Raw genomic sequence first — 15,607 nt, forward strand, 5'->3', positions numbered from 1 at the left:
GCACTTTTTAGTACCATTAAATTGATCTGTCAGTAGATGCTTCTTGACGATGTTTACCCCATTCAGCCATTAATAATAAAAACGGACGCGTTGATTGACCGGCTTTTGTTAACCGACAGCTGAATCCCTGATGTGTCGTCAACCGAAGCTGAATCAGACCATTTCGCCATAAACTACATAGTTGAAAGACAAACGAACACAAATTACGTTTCGGTAAGTGTTGATATAAATTCAGTAGCGATTGTGGACCATCCAGCAGTGCTGTCACAATCAATGGTCGACATGTGCCAGCTAATACGCTGGTTGTATAACGGAGCCCTTTATCTTCATCACCCATTAGCCATCCTCCAATTTCTCAAGTGAATGACGCTAGTGTACTGACTCTGTATGGACAAAAAAAGAAGGCACTTTTGAGTACCTTCCCAAAAAACATTTCAATTTAACCAACTTGATTCAAAATATCTGCGTAACCGCTGTGATCAGGATTTAAAATTTCAACGGGTTCGCCGGCTTCGTTTAACTGCTCAATTCTTCGTTCGCCCCACACAGACATTTGGACCAGAATGCCACCCAATGTTTTGCCAAACGCCGTTAAATCATACGTTACACAGAACGGCGCCTTTGTGCCATGAACATGGCGAACGATGATGCCATCGCTTTCCAACTCACGCAGTTGTTGGGTCAGCACTTTTTGTGTGATGTCAGGAATTTCACGTCGTAACTCACTGCTGCGTTGTTGACCTTTGCCCAAATGGCACAAAATAATCGGTTTCCACTTTCCACCAATCACTTCTAACGTTGCTTCAACCCCAATATTGTATGTCTTTGCCATTCTTAGACCTCCTCAACCATCATCAGTTGTTCACCAGTCTACAGGCTTCAACTTCACGTGTGAAGTAGGTACTTTTGGGTAACCTAGCCATGAACTTAACTGAAGTGCGAGTTTGCTGGCGACTAGCTGGCTTAGAAAGTGTTCACTGATGATTACAATCTAACCTAATTAGAATCCTGACAGTGAGTAACGTATACTTATGGTACTGAGCGTTTCAAACGAACACTACTGGAGGTTCATATGTATAAAACTTTAATCTATGATTTTGACGGCACTATCGGCGACACACTGCCAATTTGCATTGCCGCTTTCAAAAAAGCGGTAACCCCTTTTTTAGATCGTGACATTTCTGACGAAGAAATTGTCTCGACGTTTGGTCCCAGTGAAGAGGGTACGATTCAGGCCTTAATTCCTGATCACTTCGACGAAGGAATTCACGCTTATTGGCAAGCCTACAAAGAACTACAATACATGGCTCCTAAAGCATTTGACGGCATTCAGGAATTGCTTGATGACACTGCCAAAGCTGGTTTTCAAAACATCCTCGTTACTGGTAAAGCCCGCACCAGCGCCGACATTTCACTTGAACAATATGGACTTACAAAAGATTTTAAAATGATCCTGACAGGTTCTCCAAAAGGACCTAACAAGCCTGAAAATATTGTTAAAGCCCTGAAAGAAACTGGCACTGATGCGTCTGATGCTCTCTACGTCGGTGATGCGCCAAGCGATATCACATCTGCTCACGCAGCTAACATTAAGATTGCTGCCGCACTTTGGGGTAGCATCATTGAACCAGAAAAAGTGGCTGCGTTAAAACCTGACTATACGTGTCATAGTGTGGCTGACTTCCGACAGATTGTGTTGCCGAAATAAGTGCACTAGTCGTCGTTTAAATGCACACTCATTTTTTCAGAAACGTGATTAATAATGGAAAACGAATTTCAATTGGTCGATGACCAACAATTAATTATCGTTCAGCAAATGTATAAACTTGCTTTTAAACAGTTGTTCGAAAAATATCATGATCGATACACTAATCCATACATGGAAACGCTTGAAACCTTGCGAAAAAAGTCCGAGCAACCTAATAGTGCCTACTATCTGTTTCACATATACAAAAAGAATGTGGGTATGTTTCGACTCACTACCGATTCTTCCATGTCACTGGGAAGAATTTCACCATTACTTATTTTGCCCGATTTTCAAGGACACGGTTATGCTCAGAAGATGTTGAATGTCAATTTCCATCTATTCATCATTGGTCTCTTGATACGATTAAAGAAGAAAAGAAGTTAGTTTCTCTATACCAAAAAGCAGGTTATACAAGATTACCAAACAAAGAAAAAACTATTAGCGGTAGCATGCACATCATTTACTTTACGAAAGACATTTAATAACACAAATAGCGGATTAACCAAATTTTATTTTGTTTGGCTAATCCGCTATTTGTTTCATGTGGAACGGTTCATCTTTTATTTACACTACAGCATTTTTGTCATATTACTTTCGGAAAAAGTTGCAGATTAGACCAATACTGGCATAATTAAAACTATATCTGAATTATTTCAGTCATTATGGGGGAAAGCATGGATAAAGATAATCATACGGGCTCTACGTCAGAGGTGCCGCTATCAAGACGACATCACATGAAAATCCCGTGGAAGGATCTGATTGAGGACAATGATGTTGAGGCTCGTGATGCCAGCTTGCAAGAACGAGCATCCATTGTCGGCCGAATTGGCATCACAATGTTGTCCTGTGGTACCGGGGCTTGGCGAGTCAGAGAAGCAATGAACACGGTCGCCAGATCCTTAAAACTAACCTGTTCTGCTGACATCAGCTTAATCTCGATTTCCTATACTTGTTTCAGCGATGAGCACAGTTACACACAGGTGTTATCCTTGCCAAGCACCGGCGTTAACACCGACAAATTAAACATTCTAGAGGAAATGGTCAAGAACTTTAATAACGATTTCTCGTTCTTGCCAGTTAAGAAAATTCATCAGTTCATTGATAAAGTTCAACAACGACCGAAACAATATTCACCATTAGTTTCTGGTTTGGCCGCCGCAATTGCCTGTGCGTCATTTATCTTTTTGCTAGGTGGCGGTATTCCCGAAATGATCTGTACCTTCATTGGTGCAGGACTTGGTAATTTTGTTCGGGCCCTGATGGGTAAACATTCCATTACTGTAATTGCTAGCATTGCAGTTAGTGTCGCCGTCGCTTGTCTAACCTATATGTTTGCTTTCCGAATTTTTGAAATGTATTTCCATGTTTTGGCGCTACATGAAGCCGGCTATATTGGCGCGCTCCTCTTCGTGATTCCAGGATTTCCGTTTATTACCAGCATGCTGGACATTTCCAAGCTGGACATGCGTTCTGGTCTAGAACGGCTTGCTTACGCAATCATGATCACGCTGGTCGCAACATTAGTTGGTTGGTTAGTGGCCACAATCTTTGGATTTAAACCTGCCAACTTCTTGCCGCTTGGATTATCTCCATTAGTATTAATGCTATTACGTTTGCCGGCTAGTTTTTTCGGGGTTTACGGGTTCTCGATTATGTTTAACAGTTCTCAGAAAATGGCGATTACTGCTGGATTGATCGGCGCTGTAGCAAACACACTCCGACTAGAACTGGTCGACTTAACAAACATTCCGCCAGCATCTGCCGCATTCTTTGGGGCTCTTGTGGCAGGTCTGATTGCTTCAGTGGTTAATCGGTTCAATGGTTACCCACGAATTTCTTTGACTGTACCTTCGATCGTTATCATGGTTCCTGGCTTGTACATTTATCGGGCCGTCTTTAATATCGGGAGTAATCAAATTGCAGTTGGCTCTCTATGGCTGACAAAAGCGATTTTGATTATTATGTTCCTGCCATTGGGGTTGTTTGTAGCGCGAGCCATCCTAGATAAGAGTTGGCGGCATTTCGACTAAAAAACGAATATGTATAAGCCCCAAAATGTAATTTTGAAGAGAGTAGGTTATGAAAGAGTTTACTCACTTCATAATATGGATGGCATTGCAAAGGAGATAATCCATATGCTTACTGACAAAAATGATGACGTTCATGCTCACGATTTTCAATCCACTAAAACTGGCAATTGGTTATCTGACATTTCCGCTTTAAAAACAATTGAATTTGATCGAGCCCCATACCAAGCTGTTCTAATGAGATCTTGCGCAACTAAAGATGATTTTACTCCGGCGCGTTTGCAGCTGGGGAAATCCTCTGATGGTTTTAGCTTTCAGGAATACATTACTAAGGTTCCTACAGAAACAATTCGCGATCCATCAATGATAAAAACGGAAAACAACGGCTATTATTTAATAGAATCAGATGGACTTTATCAAACTTTCGATTTAATGAATTGGAAAAATCTAAATTGGGATTGGAAAAGTTTAGGTTTCGATTCGGTATGGGCACCTGAGTTTTTTCGGGATAAAGATAATCAAGTAAAAGTAGTTATTTCTCAATGCGAGCATAATACAACGCCTCACGGAACTGAAATGGCACCATTTAGTATTTACACCTATGACTTTGATATCCACAGCGGACACTTATCAACTATGCAAAAGCTCACCCCAGCAAGAGGTACTGTGTTTCCCGAGAAACTAATTGATCCTGATATTAAATTTGATGCAGCAACCAATCTATATTACCTTGTGGCTGCTCACTACACTGCTGATTCTGAGTCAACAATTGATCTTTACTGTAGTAGCCAAATTGAATCTGGTTGGACTCAAGTGCCATTAGATTTTGATTCACACACAATTAACGGTTCTGTTTACGAGGCTCCAGAAATTGAATGGATTGAAAATCAATGGGTTCTTTATGTCGATGCTTTTTCCAACCCCAAATTTAATAATCAGGATGGCATCCTGTTCTCACCAATTACGCCACTCTCCTCGGACGGTGTCAACATCACGGAATCCTTAAAACCATTGAAATATACGTCTCCCGGTAATGATTACACACCTTGGGCGATTTGCTTTGTTCATTGAAAAAATTTCATATTTAGCGCAAATAAAAAAGGCTTTCAATGAAAGTCTTTTTTGTTTCATGTGTAACTTTTACAAAGTCATCAAATTCGTTGCTGAATCGGGATCCGTATCTAGAATACGGAAATCGTGTTCAACACCAAAATCATGTTCTTCCATCATGGACGCGACCGTTAAGTGAGCCAATGTCTTCATGTTGTTTTCTTTACTCAAGTGACCAAGGAAAATTCGTTTGGTCCGGTTTCCCAGCACCTGCATCAAAGCATTAGCACCATCTTCGTTGGACAAGTGACCCGTATCACTCAAAATCCGTTGTTTTAGAGGCCACGGATACCCGCCCATTCGCAACATTTCCATGTCGTGATTACATTCAAACAGATAGGCGTCTGCGTTTTTAATCACACCAGCCATTCGTTCAGACACATAACCCGTGTCTGTTAAAATCACAAACGACTTGCCATTAGAGTGTAATTCGTAAAATTGAGGGTCCACAGCATCGTGTGACACTGGAAAACTTTGAACATCCAGGTCACCCATCGACTGAATTTCACCAGCTTCAAGATCAAACTTTTGTTCCAACGGAATTTTGCCAACTTTGCCAGAAATAGCTTCCCATGTTTTTTCGTTTGCATACACGTTAATGCCATATTTTCGCGCCAGAACACCCACACTCTTGGAATGGTCGGTATGTTCGTGCGTTACAAATAAACTGTCGACATCGTTCAAATCACGCCCAATTTGATGCATCAGCTCATTAATCTTTTTCCCGGAGAGTCCGGCATCGACTAAGACCTTATGCGTGGGCGTTTCGATATATGTTGTGTTGCCAGTACTTCCGCTGGCCAGCACACTAATCTTCATTTCGTCAGTATCTGTAGATACTGCGTTTAAGGAATGAGGATTACTTAAATCAATCACAGAGCCATCTCCATTATTTATGTCCAAATAAAAACTACCACTCATCGTAACATGAAATACGTGGTAGTTTTAGTGCTGCAATCATAATTTAATTTCCGGTGGTCGCCGTGTCATCTTCATTATCCACGGTAATGCTTGATGTACTGCTACTGCTGCCTGAGGAACTACTGCTATTTGTCACCTGAGTTGTTGAATCTGTCGATTTCATAACAGCGCCGGTAAACGCGTTGACCCGCTTGATGACCACGTTATCCGTGTTCTTCGACTTCAAGGCAATAAACCAGGTTGGCACGTACACATTATTATCCGATACGCGTAGCAAACGTGAGTAAGCCAGTTTAGACCACAATACCTTCGTGCTGTTTGGCAATTCGTTGTACTGGTATAACCAAATCAATGCCTTTTGTTGGCTAATGGTGGTTGTTTTTTCGCGAAGTGGTTCAGCCTGAATTACATAACTCTGTGTGTAACTAATCACCTGATTTTTAGCACCGATGCGGAAACGCAATTGACCCGAAGGCGCCATAATCGTGCCGGATGGAACTTTCTGAACATAGACTACTTCGTTGGCAGAAACTTTAGAAAGTTCCGCGCTATAAACATATTCATCTCCGGCTGTGACGTTGGCATTGCTCTTAACAAACCGGTTCAATTGCGTTTGTGGCTTTTTAGGACTAACCGTCAATGTCTGATGCAGATAGCTGGTCATTTCAGTAGCGTTAAAACGGAGATCCTGGTAGGTTAAATTATCAACACCTGCGCGCAAACGTGAGAGGCCAGACTTTGCGGATACATAATAACCTTCCGCCTCTTCAGACGAGGGAGTAGTAAACGTAATGCCATCATTTTTCATTTCACGAAGAATGGTGGTCGCATTATTCGCGTTTCGTTGTGAGGATTCCGTTACGGTTGAATCACTCTTCTGCCAAGTTACAAACAAAAAAGTATTAATGGCTACAAAGGCCACAATAAAAATCCATTGAATTCTGCGAAAATCCATACTGCCCCTCCTTCCTACTGGGTACCGCCGCCATTAAGCAGATCCGTATATAGTTGCCACTTACCACTCGTGTAAACGTAATAAGTCGGTTGTAGATCCACAACCTGTTTAGAATCGTAATTATTTTCCCATTGATAGCCGAGCACAATATCTTTAATTTTGTTTTTCGAAATACCAGCCGCCTCAAGTTGTGCCATCACCGTCGATGTTGCTGGCAACGTCACGTTACTATTAGAATCTGTTGGCAGTGGCACCTGAAGATTGGTCAACGTAAAGTCAATTTCTTCGGTACCAGACTTTTTGTTTTTGACCTGAACAGCGCCAAAATCCGTTTGATTAAAGATTGGGAATCCTTCAACAAACGAACGGTAGGTTACTTCCCGACCATTGTTTTCATTGTCAAAATACCGTACAGAATCTAACGGCATGCCAGTGCTGCTCAACCCAGCAAACGAAGTCTTTAGGTTTCTGCCTAAATCACGAGAAATTGAATTCTTAGCATTGTAATTTTCGAACATGACCGCGCCCGTCTTATCGTTTACGGTCATCCGTTTGTACGCACCGTCAAAATAAATCGTGTGACCATCATGACGCTGGACACTGACGGAAGTGGCTTCTCCAGAATTCAGCAACGACGTAACAAAAAAGTTAGCACTCTGTTCACCAATAAGGTAACTGTACTTAGGAATATGGACCTCATTAGTATAGTAAGTTAGCGTATGATCCTTTGACGTAATCTGCTCAACTGGATAACGTTTGTCCCCCTCGGCAATCACGCGACGAACCTTGCTCAACTGCTGTTTGGAAACACTAATTTTATAAATTGTTAAGTCGTTATCGTTCAGCAGGTACAGCTCACCTGGTTTGGTCGTTGAAAATAAAATTCGTGAGAACTTAGCAGTGGGCGACATAAGCAATCGTTGATCATAAGAACTGTTAAAAATAGAACGACCAATGTTATCGGCGTAACTTAACTGCACTGTGTTCTTTTGATTCAGCAATTTTTGATAGGCATCTTTATCTTTTTGGCTAACCTTGCGAAAATTCGTCATGCGCCAATTCTTAACTTCGTTTTTAACGGTGGTGACCAAATTAATTTTGGGATTATAAATTGATTCAGCGTGTCCGTGCGAATCCGTCACGATTACCTGCGTTGGCAAGTAAATATCATCGATAGACCGCGTTGATACTGTTGAATGCGTCGACCGGGTCGATGAAGTAGCAGTCCTAGCGCGATCAAAACGGGCCGGATTAATCCAAATTAATAGTGATAAAACAATACTGAGTCCGATCAACAATGTTAGTGCGACCGGTAATAAACCATTTCTTAGTCTAGTCCACATCCCAGTCATCCTCCTCAAATTGCTCGAATGGCAGTGAAATATAGAACGTGGAGCCCTTGCCTTCGGTACTATCAACCCAAATTCGACCGCCCAGCATCTGAATAACTTCCTTCGAGATGGCTAGTCCTAGTCCTGTACCACCTTGGGCACGGGAGCGGGCCTTATCAACTCGGTAAAATCGGTCAAAGATGTGGGTCAGATCCTTATGTGGAATACCTAATCCCTGATCGGAAATACTCATGATGACCTGGTTATGCGTCTCTAGTAAACGACAAGTAATTACACCACCATCTGGCGAGTACTTGATTGCGTTGTTCATGATATTATCGACCACTTGAGTAAACCGATCAGTATCGATTTCAACCCATAAGTCTTTGTCGGTAAAGTCACGCTCAATTCGATAATGCTTTTCGGGATTGTCATCCGTTTTTATCATCATGTCAAAACGATTCAAAATATAGTTGAACAGTTCGTTCAAATTGACCGTTTCCATTTCAAGTTTAGTGGTCCCAGAATCCATTCGGCTAAGGGCTAACAGATCATTAACCATCCGGATCATCCGTTCCGTTTCGTCTTGAGCAACCTTCAAAAAGCCAGGTGCGACTTTTTTATCTTCCCAAGCGCCATCAACTAAAGCATCGATGTATGAACGGACAGAGGTTAACGGTGTCCGCAATTCATGAGAAACGTTTGAAACAAACTGCTTACGGTCTTCGTCTTCCTTCTGCTGTTCAGTTACATCATGAAGAACACAAACCAGGCCTGAAATGAACCCAGATTCACGTTGAATCAGTGAGAACGTCGCATGCAAGATCAGATCCCGGCCCTCTTCTGACAAATCCAGAGCGACTTCATCCTGGCTTTCCAGCAGTTCCCGGAGCGTATACTGATCACGAATATGCAGAATGTCTAGGATAGATGTACCTTCTGCTTCTATTTCATCAACATTCAAGAAATCGCGAGCCGCCGAGTTGATGATATTAATGTTTCCGCGTCGATCAGTGGCGATGACCCCATCACTCATATGGGCCAGCACCGAATCCAACCGGCGTCGTTCAGCCTCTGTGGACTCCTGCGCTTCTTCAACACGCACGGAAAGGTTATTAACCGCACTGGCCAATTGACCTAGCTCATCGGTTCCATAGACACGCACTTGACCAGAATAGTCACCTTGCGCAATTTGAACCGTTTGTCGCTTCATTTCGTCAATTGGGCGGGTTATTGCCCGGGAAATAACAATCGACATGATCAAACCTAAAATGATAGCGACCGCCGCTGCAGATAGGTAAATCAACGTGATGTTATTAATGTTCTGATAAACACCTTCTAGTGAGGCACGAATGTAAAGCACCCCAACCAGCGTGTTCCCGTTATTACCCGAGGAACTTAACAACGGTACAATCGAAACGTAGTACCGATTATTATCGTGGGCATCGTAAACATCCCGTTGATAGGAACGGTTGTTGTAAATTGCGTTCTTAACGTTACTATCCGTTGTTTTCTGACCAACAATCGTTTGATCGTTGACATTACTGGTACCACGGACTGTGCCTTTGTTATCGATAACGCGAATTTCAGTGATGTTCGCGTTATTCACTTCGGATAAAATGCTACGGATTCTCGTATTGGCAGCTGTAGTATTACTGCGCATCAACTGGTCAGATAATGAATTATCAATATAAGCTGACAATTGAATCTGCTGTCTAAACGTGCTCAAGTTCTGCTGTTCCAATTGGCGTACGAAAAAAGCCCCGACGACTTCCAGCGTAATCAATAGCATCAGGGCAAAAATGAGCGCAATTTTAAAATTAATTGATTGGAAAAAACGAATCTTTTTGTTCACAATCCAAACTGCTCCTAGTTTTTAACTTAATCTGTTTCTGGGTTGCGTAAGTAATAACCGACACCCCGGCGGGTAACTAACCAAGCTGGATGACTTGGTGTATCTTCAACTTTTTCACGCAATCGTCTCATCGTAACATCGACAGTCCGGACATCACCGAAATAGTCATAGCCCCAGACCGTTTGTAACAAGTGTTCACGTGTCATAACCTGACCGATGTGCTGAGCAAGGTAGTACAACAACTCAAATTCACGGTGGGTCAATTCAATGTCATCCCCACGTTTGGACACCATGTATGCATCTGGATCGATTTTTAGATCGCCAACTTCAATTGAGTTGGATTCATTTTCCGCAGCGGCAGAGTTTTTAACCACCGTATCCTGTCGACGTAAATTAGCTTTCACACGGGCAACCAGCTCACGGTTTGAGAATGGTTTCGTGACGTAATCATCAGCACCCAGTTCCAAGCCAAGAACCTTATCGATTTCAGAATCCTTGGCTGTAACCATAATGATTGGCGTGGTGTACTTAGTCCGAACACGACGGGCAACTTCCAGCCCATCAATTTTAGGCAACATTAAATCAAGTAATATCAAATCTGGCTGTTCATCATCAACTTTGGCAATTGCTTCTTCGCCATCAGCCGCCGTAACAACTTCGTAACCCTCTTTTTCAAGGTTAAATTTGATAATATCAGAGATTGGTTTTTCATCGTCAACAACAAGAATTTTACTCATGTAAACATATCCTCCATTGGAGTTAAGTAATTGAATACGAATTTCATATAAAACGTCGCTCAAGACTATGAGCAACCTCTACTATTATATCACAGCCACTAAATTGACTAACGACGCACGCGTCGAAGCGGAATTAACCATATGATGACGTTTAAAATCATTGATAACAACGCAAACGGTGGGAAAAAGAACGTAATGATGATCACCAAAACATTAATAATCAAGGACCACTGGTTTCTTCTCTCGGAATCGGCCGATATGCCCTCTTTAGTAGACAGTTGATTAGCGTGTTGAACAGCATGGTTCAAGATGATAAACGAAATGTTAAACGGCAAGACAATCAATGCGTACAATACCGCACTCGGTCTAGCAAAGATGTCCGTCCCATACCAGGCCGTTACCGCAGGAATTAAGGACATCCAAAACAGCAAATTCATGTTTGCCCACAAAACATGAGCGTCCGTTTTTTCGACTGCAGCAAACATCTGATGATGGAAGTTCCAAATTTCGGCAATCATTAGAAAACTAGCGACATACACGACAAATGGCATTCTCATCTGCCACAACGCGGCCCAAGTGTGTTGTTCAGGCAATTTTAAATCCAAAACTAGAATGGTAATAATGATAGCAACAACGCCATCAGTAAATGCCTCTATTCGTGACTTTGACATGTGTTTACAACCTCCACATCAGAGTTTAACAGATTCAGCTTGCTGTCGTTAACGATCCTGTTGTTGGCGCTGATATTCATGGGGTGTCAGCCCAACATACTGTTTAAATACCTTGGCAAAATGGCTCTGATCGCCAAAATGAAGTTCATAACAAACTTCCGTCACACTCTGCTGAAGTAACAGCGTTTTAGCTACGGTTACCTTACGCATCAAAATATACTGTTTCAGCGTCCACCCCGTTTGCTGGTGGAAGTGCCTGGTAATGTAATCTGCGGACAGTTTCATCCGTTTGGCAACATCCACAACGCGCAGACGGGTTTCTATATGTACATTGATATCTTTCACAATCTGGTTCACGAGGTGATCCCCACTGAGACGAGAACCATGAACACGGCGCCGTTCAAACGCCACCACCAGTTGGCCTGCCAATTTTGCGCTAGTCATATCATCATTGCGGACATCCTGCCACCATTTACCGACAAGCTCTGTAAAGTGGCGCAAACGTCCATTTACCGTCAGTTGATGCCCCACAAACAGTCCTGCAATCAATGTTAACCCAATCAGGTGTTGGGGTCTCGGCATAACTTTGACAAAATGCGTTTTAACAAAGTTACTTAAAACTTCCCAGTTTTCCTTCGCAATTGCTTGAATCAACGTGTGAGCCGGTTCTGTTTGAAACGGCTCAAGTCTGGCTTCACTGAGTTTCTGTACCATCAACGGTGATCTGCCCAGCAAACCGACATATAAACAGAGCGCACATAACCGTAACTGCTGTTCGTCCATATCCGAAAAACCGACGCCACAAACGATGACACCTAATTCTGCCTTAAAACAAAAGGCCTGTCGATGCTTGACTGACGGGTGCTTTAACATCGTTATTTCTGTTTGTTGTACTTCTTGAACGGCCGCCTTGATTAAGACACGATCAAGGATATCAAAGTCATTATCTGTGACATTTCTTTTTATGCGTCCAAGTTCGTCCAATTCAACTAGTTGAATCTTCATTAATTTAGCAATTTCTGATTCCAATAAACGCTGCTTACTAGTCATCTTTTTTTGCCTCCATATCCACGACGGATTTCAACCATTAAGTCGTCTTTATCATATCTGAATATAAGCGAACTAATTACACTCTAAACAGTTGGTAGGAGTTAGTAATAGACGTCAGTGATTGATTACATTTAGGGGGCTTTAAAATGTTCAATATTGATGAAGTACGTTTGCAAAAACAAACAAAGCAGCAGGCCGTTAAACATACGATCGAAACCTATTTTCAGGCATTGGATGGGGGTATGGATGCCGCTACGCTAACAAGTCTGTTCTGTTCAGAATCCTTTTTACGTTTCAAAAGTCATGAGCGTGCTGGTCATGCGGCCATTCTAGAAATGATTCAAACCTTACTAACAAACCCACAACACCTAACCAACATGACGATCGATGTTCCATCACTAGAATTAGTCGCACTTGTTCACGGTCATGTAGTTATCCAAGGAACTGATAATTATTCAGAACCTTATAGTTTCACGATGACACTCGTGTCGGACCGCCTGATTCGTAGCCAAGATCACAATCGTTGGTTGATTCATCGATTGAATTATCAACCTGTATAATTTGCACTAAAATTGCCGCTGTAGACGAATCACTACGCCTGCAACGGCTTTTGTTTTGTCATAATCTAAACTTTTTCTGAAAAACCTGTTGTCAGGGTTTGGAGCATATGATACTATATAAAAGTTGAATTGATATGGATCGCTAGCTCAGCTGGCAGAGCAACGGACTCTTAATCCGTGGGTCCAGGGTTCGATCCCCTGGCGATCCATCAAAACAATTAACCACCAATCACGCTGGCTCAGCCCGTGATTGGTGGTTTTTTTCTTGTTCTCATAGATTATTGAATAGTACTGCACAACATGAAAACGTAGCCAAATTGCCCATAAATAAAGGGCTACTCATCAGCGAGCAGTCCTTGAACGAAATCCCGAAAATCTCAATCTAGGTTCTCTGAGATGTAACAACAGTTTACGTTCGCGAAATCTAGCAAGCTTGCTATAATAACGTCATTGGAAAGCGAAGAGTTCCAGCTAAAGGCCTCTTCGCTCGCTGGGATAAATGTTAAGTCGTTAGCTAATCGCTTTTGGGGTTAGCTTTTTATTATCCGGTAACTCTGAGCAAACATTTTGAATGCTCTAACCACCCGACTAGGTAAGCGGACACAGCGAACTGTATCACACGGCTCAAACTCCTCATATCGGTATCATAATTTCCACCTCTTTACTGAGCTATTGGTGAAGATAGAGACCCGTAACACCTACCAGCTAGAACGATGGCAAGTAATGAGCTGACTGAACGTTCATGTAATTAGAATATCTAAATCCCTGTTAATCCATACTAGCCTTTACATATTTTACAAATTCACTAAAGTATGAAAAAGAATAAACAAAGCGTGTAATCCTTTTTTCAGGATTACACGCTTTGTTTAAATATGCCGATGAAATCATCGATCAGAAAATTTAGTTTGGTTAAATTAATAACTCAAATTTTGGCTAACATACTTTTGGTTCGTTTGGTATGCTTCATTGTCAGTTGAATCCGTATCTGAATTGCTATCATCAGAATTATCAGTCGAATCTGAGTCGCTATCCGAAGAGTCTGAACTGGAATCATCGTTATTGCTGGAGTCTGAATCACTATTGGAATCCGAATCATCATCCCCCGGTGCCGATGTATCACTAATTTTCTTGGTAGCATGGATGCTCTTAATCTTGCCAGCGCTGCCTGTACCATCAAGTACAGCCACGTACTGGAAAACCTGCGTATGTGAGGCACCACTGTCACCGTAAAACTTATATTTCACGTTATAGGTAGCCTTTGTTTCAGCGTTCTTATTAGGCACTACGTGGAAGTCTTGGACAGTGAAGTTTACACTACTGATCTTTTTATCATTATTGTAGTTCTTAGCCATGCTAACAATATCTTTGTATTGTTGGCTCGACGTGCCATCGTCAAACAGAGAAGCAAGATCAGAAGGAACATCACCACTGGCTGACAGTAAGTCCATATCTGTAAAGACGTCAGAAATTAAATTGTGAGCATCGTCATGAGACATCACTCCTGGGAAGCTGACAGATACTTCTTCATCTTCGTCCGAATCACGAATTTTGCGTTGATTAGATGTAGCCTTCCCACCGTCGCCGCTGTAAACCATCGTTAATTCCATGTCATTAGACCACGGAATGTCCTGAAGATACAGGGAACCTGTATTATCTAGGTTGCCATATGATTTGTTGTTGATCCTAACCTCAGCGCCAGGATAACCTTTTGCTGTGAAGGAAATCGTCTTTAACTCTAGATAAACATCGCTAGCATTACTTGGCGTAAGCCAATAGTTACCGTCATTTTTCATGTGGTGCCCATGAACATTTCCCTCAGCCGTCAATTCGTATTGCCCGGCAATATATGGACCAAAGCTATGCGAAACGCTCGTCATTGTGGTTTTATATGCGTGTTGACTGTTGACAGTCAATTTGATGTTCGGCTGATTGGTTCGCAGCTTAGCCGAAAAAGTTTTGGCCTTGATTTTGTATCGTGGGAATAGTAACCATGCCCGTCCAGAAGGGGTAAACGAATACGCGCCATCTTCGGTCACACCGTTATTTTTGAGTTGTGACTCAAACTGCTTCATCCCCGAGGGTTTATTTTTCAATTCCTTGATCAAGGGTTGCAAACTTTTGTGACTCAGTTTGAATTGTTTATCAGAAACCGCAAAGTTTTTTGCTAAATTCTTATCGTTCTTTTTAACAGAGGTCATTGCGCGCTTCAATTGATTATCTTGGGAATAGTAGTTTTTGCCAAACATATATCCACCGGCTAAGATAATAAGCACAATGGCGGCCGTAATCCACGGCCATTTTTTTGTTTTTTTAGTTCTTCGCGTTGGTGCTGAACTGACAGCTGATGGTTTTGGTTTAGAGGCAGCCTGTGACTGAACAGGCTTACCTGCTTCTCTAGTGCCAGTATGAAGTACACTGTTGCTCTGGCTACCTGGCTGATTTGGTTGATTGAAACGATTACCAGATTTGGGAGCAGCCGACGCACTTCCCGGTTGGCTTGTTTGACTTTCGTTACCGGCATTCTTTTTTGACGCTTTATAGTTAGCAATGTTAAATCCACAATTGCCACAGAAAACAGCGCCTGGTTTTAATTTTGCACCACAATTTGGGCAGAACTGTAGTGAATCTTGTTGGGCCATGAGT

Annotated in this window: 15 protein-coding genes and 1 tRNA gene; 6 read left to right on the top strand and 10 right to left on the bottom strand. The window is 42.1% G+C overall.

Features of this window, described 5'->3' with window-relative positions; translation table 11 throughout:
* Positions 1 to 16: 16 nt before the first annotated feature.
* Positions 17 to 337 (bottom strand): winged helix-turn-helix transcriptional regulator, encoded by a 321-nt coding sequence (locus tag LDK34_RS00380; RefSeq protein WP_178943367.1) that lies wholly within the window; start codon positions 335 to 337, stop codon positions 17 to 19.
* Positions 338 to 439: 102 nt separating this feature from the next.
* Positions 440 to 832, bottom strand: a complete 393-nt coding sequence (locus LDK34_RS00385) for a winged helix-turn-helix transcriptional regulator (protein WP_178943368.1) — start codon at positions 830 to 832, stop codon at positions 440 to 442.
* Between the two features lie 240 nt (positions 833 to 1,072).
* On the opposite strand from LDK34_RS00385, the gene LDK34_RS00390 reads away from it, so the two are divergent.
* The 4 genes from LDK34_RS00390 to LDK34_RS00405 all read left to right on the top strand — a co-directional run bounded on the left by LDK34_RS00390 (position 1,073) and on the right by LDK34_RS00405 (position 4,845).
* A complete protein-coding gene (locus tag LDK34_RS00390) occupies positions 1,073 to 1,708 on the top strand; it encodes an HAD family hydrolase (RefSeq protein ID WP_178943369.1) in 636 nt (211 codons plus the stop codon).
* Positions 1,709 to 1,762: 54 nt separating this feature from the next.
* Positions 1,763 to 2,131 carry a GNAT family N-acetyltransferase gene (locus LDK34_RS00395; RefSeq protein ID WP_236941153.1) on the top strand — a complete coding sequence of 123 codons (369 nt, stop codon included), beginning with the start codon at positions 1,763 to 1,765 and terminating at the stop codon, positions 2,129 to 2,131.
* A gap of 290 nt (positions 2,132 to 2,421) precedes the next feature.
* A complete protein-coding gene (locus tag LDK34_RS00400) occupies positions 2,422 to 3,777 on the top strand; it encodes a threonine/serine exporter family protein (protein ID WP_178943371.1) in 1,356 nt (451 codons plus the stop codon).
* Between the two features lie 105 nt (positions 3,778 to 3,882).
* A complete protein-coding gene (locus tag LDK34_RS00405) occupies positions 3,883 to 4,845 on the top strand; it encodes a glycoside hydrolase family protein (RefSeq protein ID WP_178943372.1) in 963 nt (320 codons plus the stop codon).
* 69 nt (positions 4,846 to 4,914) lie between these two features.
* On the opposite strand, the gene LDK34_RS00410 is transcribed toward LDK34_RS00405, so the two are convergent.
* The 7 genes from LDK34_RS00410 to LDK34_RS00440 form a co-directional block, all read right to left on the bottom strand.
* Positions 4,915 to 5,703 carry an MBL fold metallo-hydrolase gene (locus LDK34_RS00410; RefSeq protein WP_178943514.1) on the bottom strand — a complete coding sequence of 263 codons (789 nt, stop codon included), beginning with the start codon at positions 5,701 to 5,703 and terminating at the stop codon, positions 4,915 to 4,917.
* Positions 5,704 to 5,848: 145 nt separating this feature from the next.
* Positions 5,849 to 6,760, bottom strand: coding sequence for a two-component system regulatory protein YycI (locus LDK34_RS00415; protein ID WP_236941154.1), 912 nt, complete (start codon positions 6,758 to 6,760; stop codon positions 5,849 to 5,851).
* A gap of 14 nt (positions 6,761 to 6,774) precedes the next feature.
* Positions 6,775 to 8,103: a YycH family regulatory protein gene (locus LDK34_RS00420; RefSeq protein ID WP_236941155.1), complete on the bottom strand. Its 1,329-nt coding sequence runs from the start codon at positions 8,101 to 8,103 to the stop codon at positions 6,775 to 6,777.
* Positions 8,093 to 9,946 (bottom strand): cell wall metabolism sensor histidine kinase WalK, encoded by a 1,854-nt coding sequence (gene walK, locus LDK34_RS00425; RefSeq protein ID WP_236941156.1) that lies wholly within the window; start codon positions 9,944 to 9,946, stop codon positions 8,093 to 8,095. The genes LDK34_RS00420 and walK overlap by 11 nt, the downstream gene beginning before the upstream one ends.
* 26 nt (positions 9,947 to 9,972) lie before the next feature.
* Positions 9,973 to 10,683, bottom strand: coding sequence for a response regulator YycF (gene yycF / locus LDK34_RS00430; RefSeq protein WP_178943376.1), 711 nt, complete (start codon positions 10,681 to 10,683; stop codon positions 9,973 to 9,975).
* Between the two features lie 107 nt (positions 10,684 to 10,790).
* On the bottom strand, positions 10,791 to 11,354 hold the full coding sequence (locus LDK34_RS00435) for a TMEM175 family protein (RefSeq protein WP_178943377.1): 564 nt from the start codon (positions 11,352 to 11,354) through the stop codon (positions 10,791 to 10,793).
* A 48-nt stretch (positions 11,355 to 11,402) separates the two neighbouring features.
* Complete coding sequence (locus LDK34_RS00440; RefSeq protein ID WP_178943378.1) at positions 11,403 to 12,404, bottom strand: helix-turn-helix domain-containing protein; 1,002 nt, start codon at positions 12,402 to 12,404, stop codon at positions 11,403 to 11,405.
* Between the two features lie 146 nt (positions 12,405 to 12,550).
* Here LDK34_RS00440 and LDK34_RS00445 point away from each other — a divergent pair, with 146 nt between their 5' ends.
* Positions 12,551 to 12,964 carry a nuclear transport factor 2 family protein gene (locus LDK34_RS00445; RefSeq protein WP_178943379.1) on the top strand — a complete coding sequence of 138 codons (414 nt, stop codon included), beginning with the start codon at positions 12,551 to 12,553 and terminating at the stop codon, positions 12,962 to 12,964.
* A 136-nt stretch (positions 12,965 to 13,100) separates the two neighbouring features.
* A tRNA-Lys gene (locus tag LDK34_RS00450) sits at positions 13,101 to 13,173 on the top strand.
* Positions 13,174 to 13,878: 705 nt separating this feature from the next.
* Here the strand turns inward: LDK34_RS00450 and LDK34_RS00455 are convergent.
* Positions 13,879 to 15,603, bottom strand: a complete 1,725-nt coding sequence (locus LDK34_RS00455) for a zinc ribbon domain-containing protein (RefSeq protein WP_178943380.1) — start codon at positions 15,601 to 15,603, stop codon at positions 13,879 to 13,881.
* Positions 15,604 to 15,607 lie beyond the last annotated feature (4 nt).

It is taken from the genome of Furfurilactobacillus milii, from assembly GCF_021654115.1.
In the GTDB taxonomy this organism is placed as follows: domain Bacteria; phylum Bacillota; class Bacilli; order Lactobacillales; family Lactobacillaceae; genus Furfurilactobacillus; species Furfurilactobacillus milii.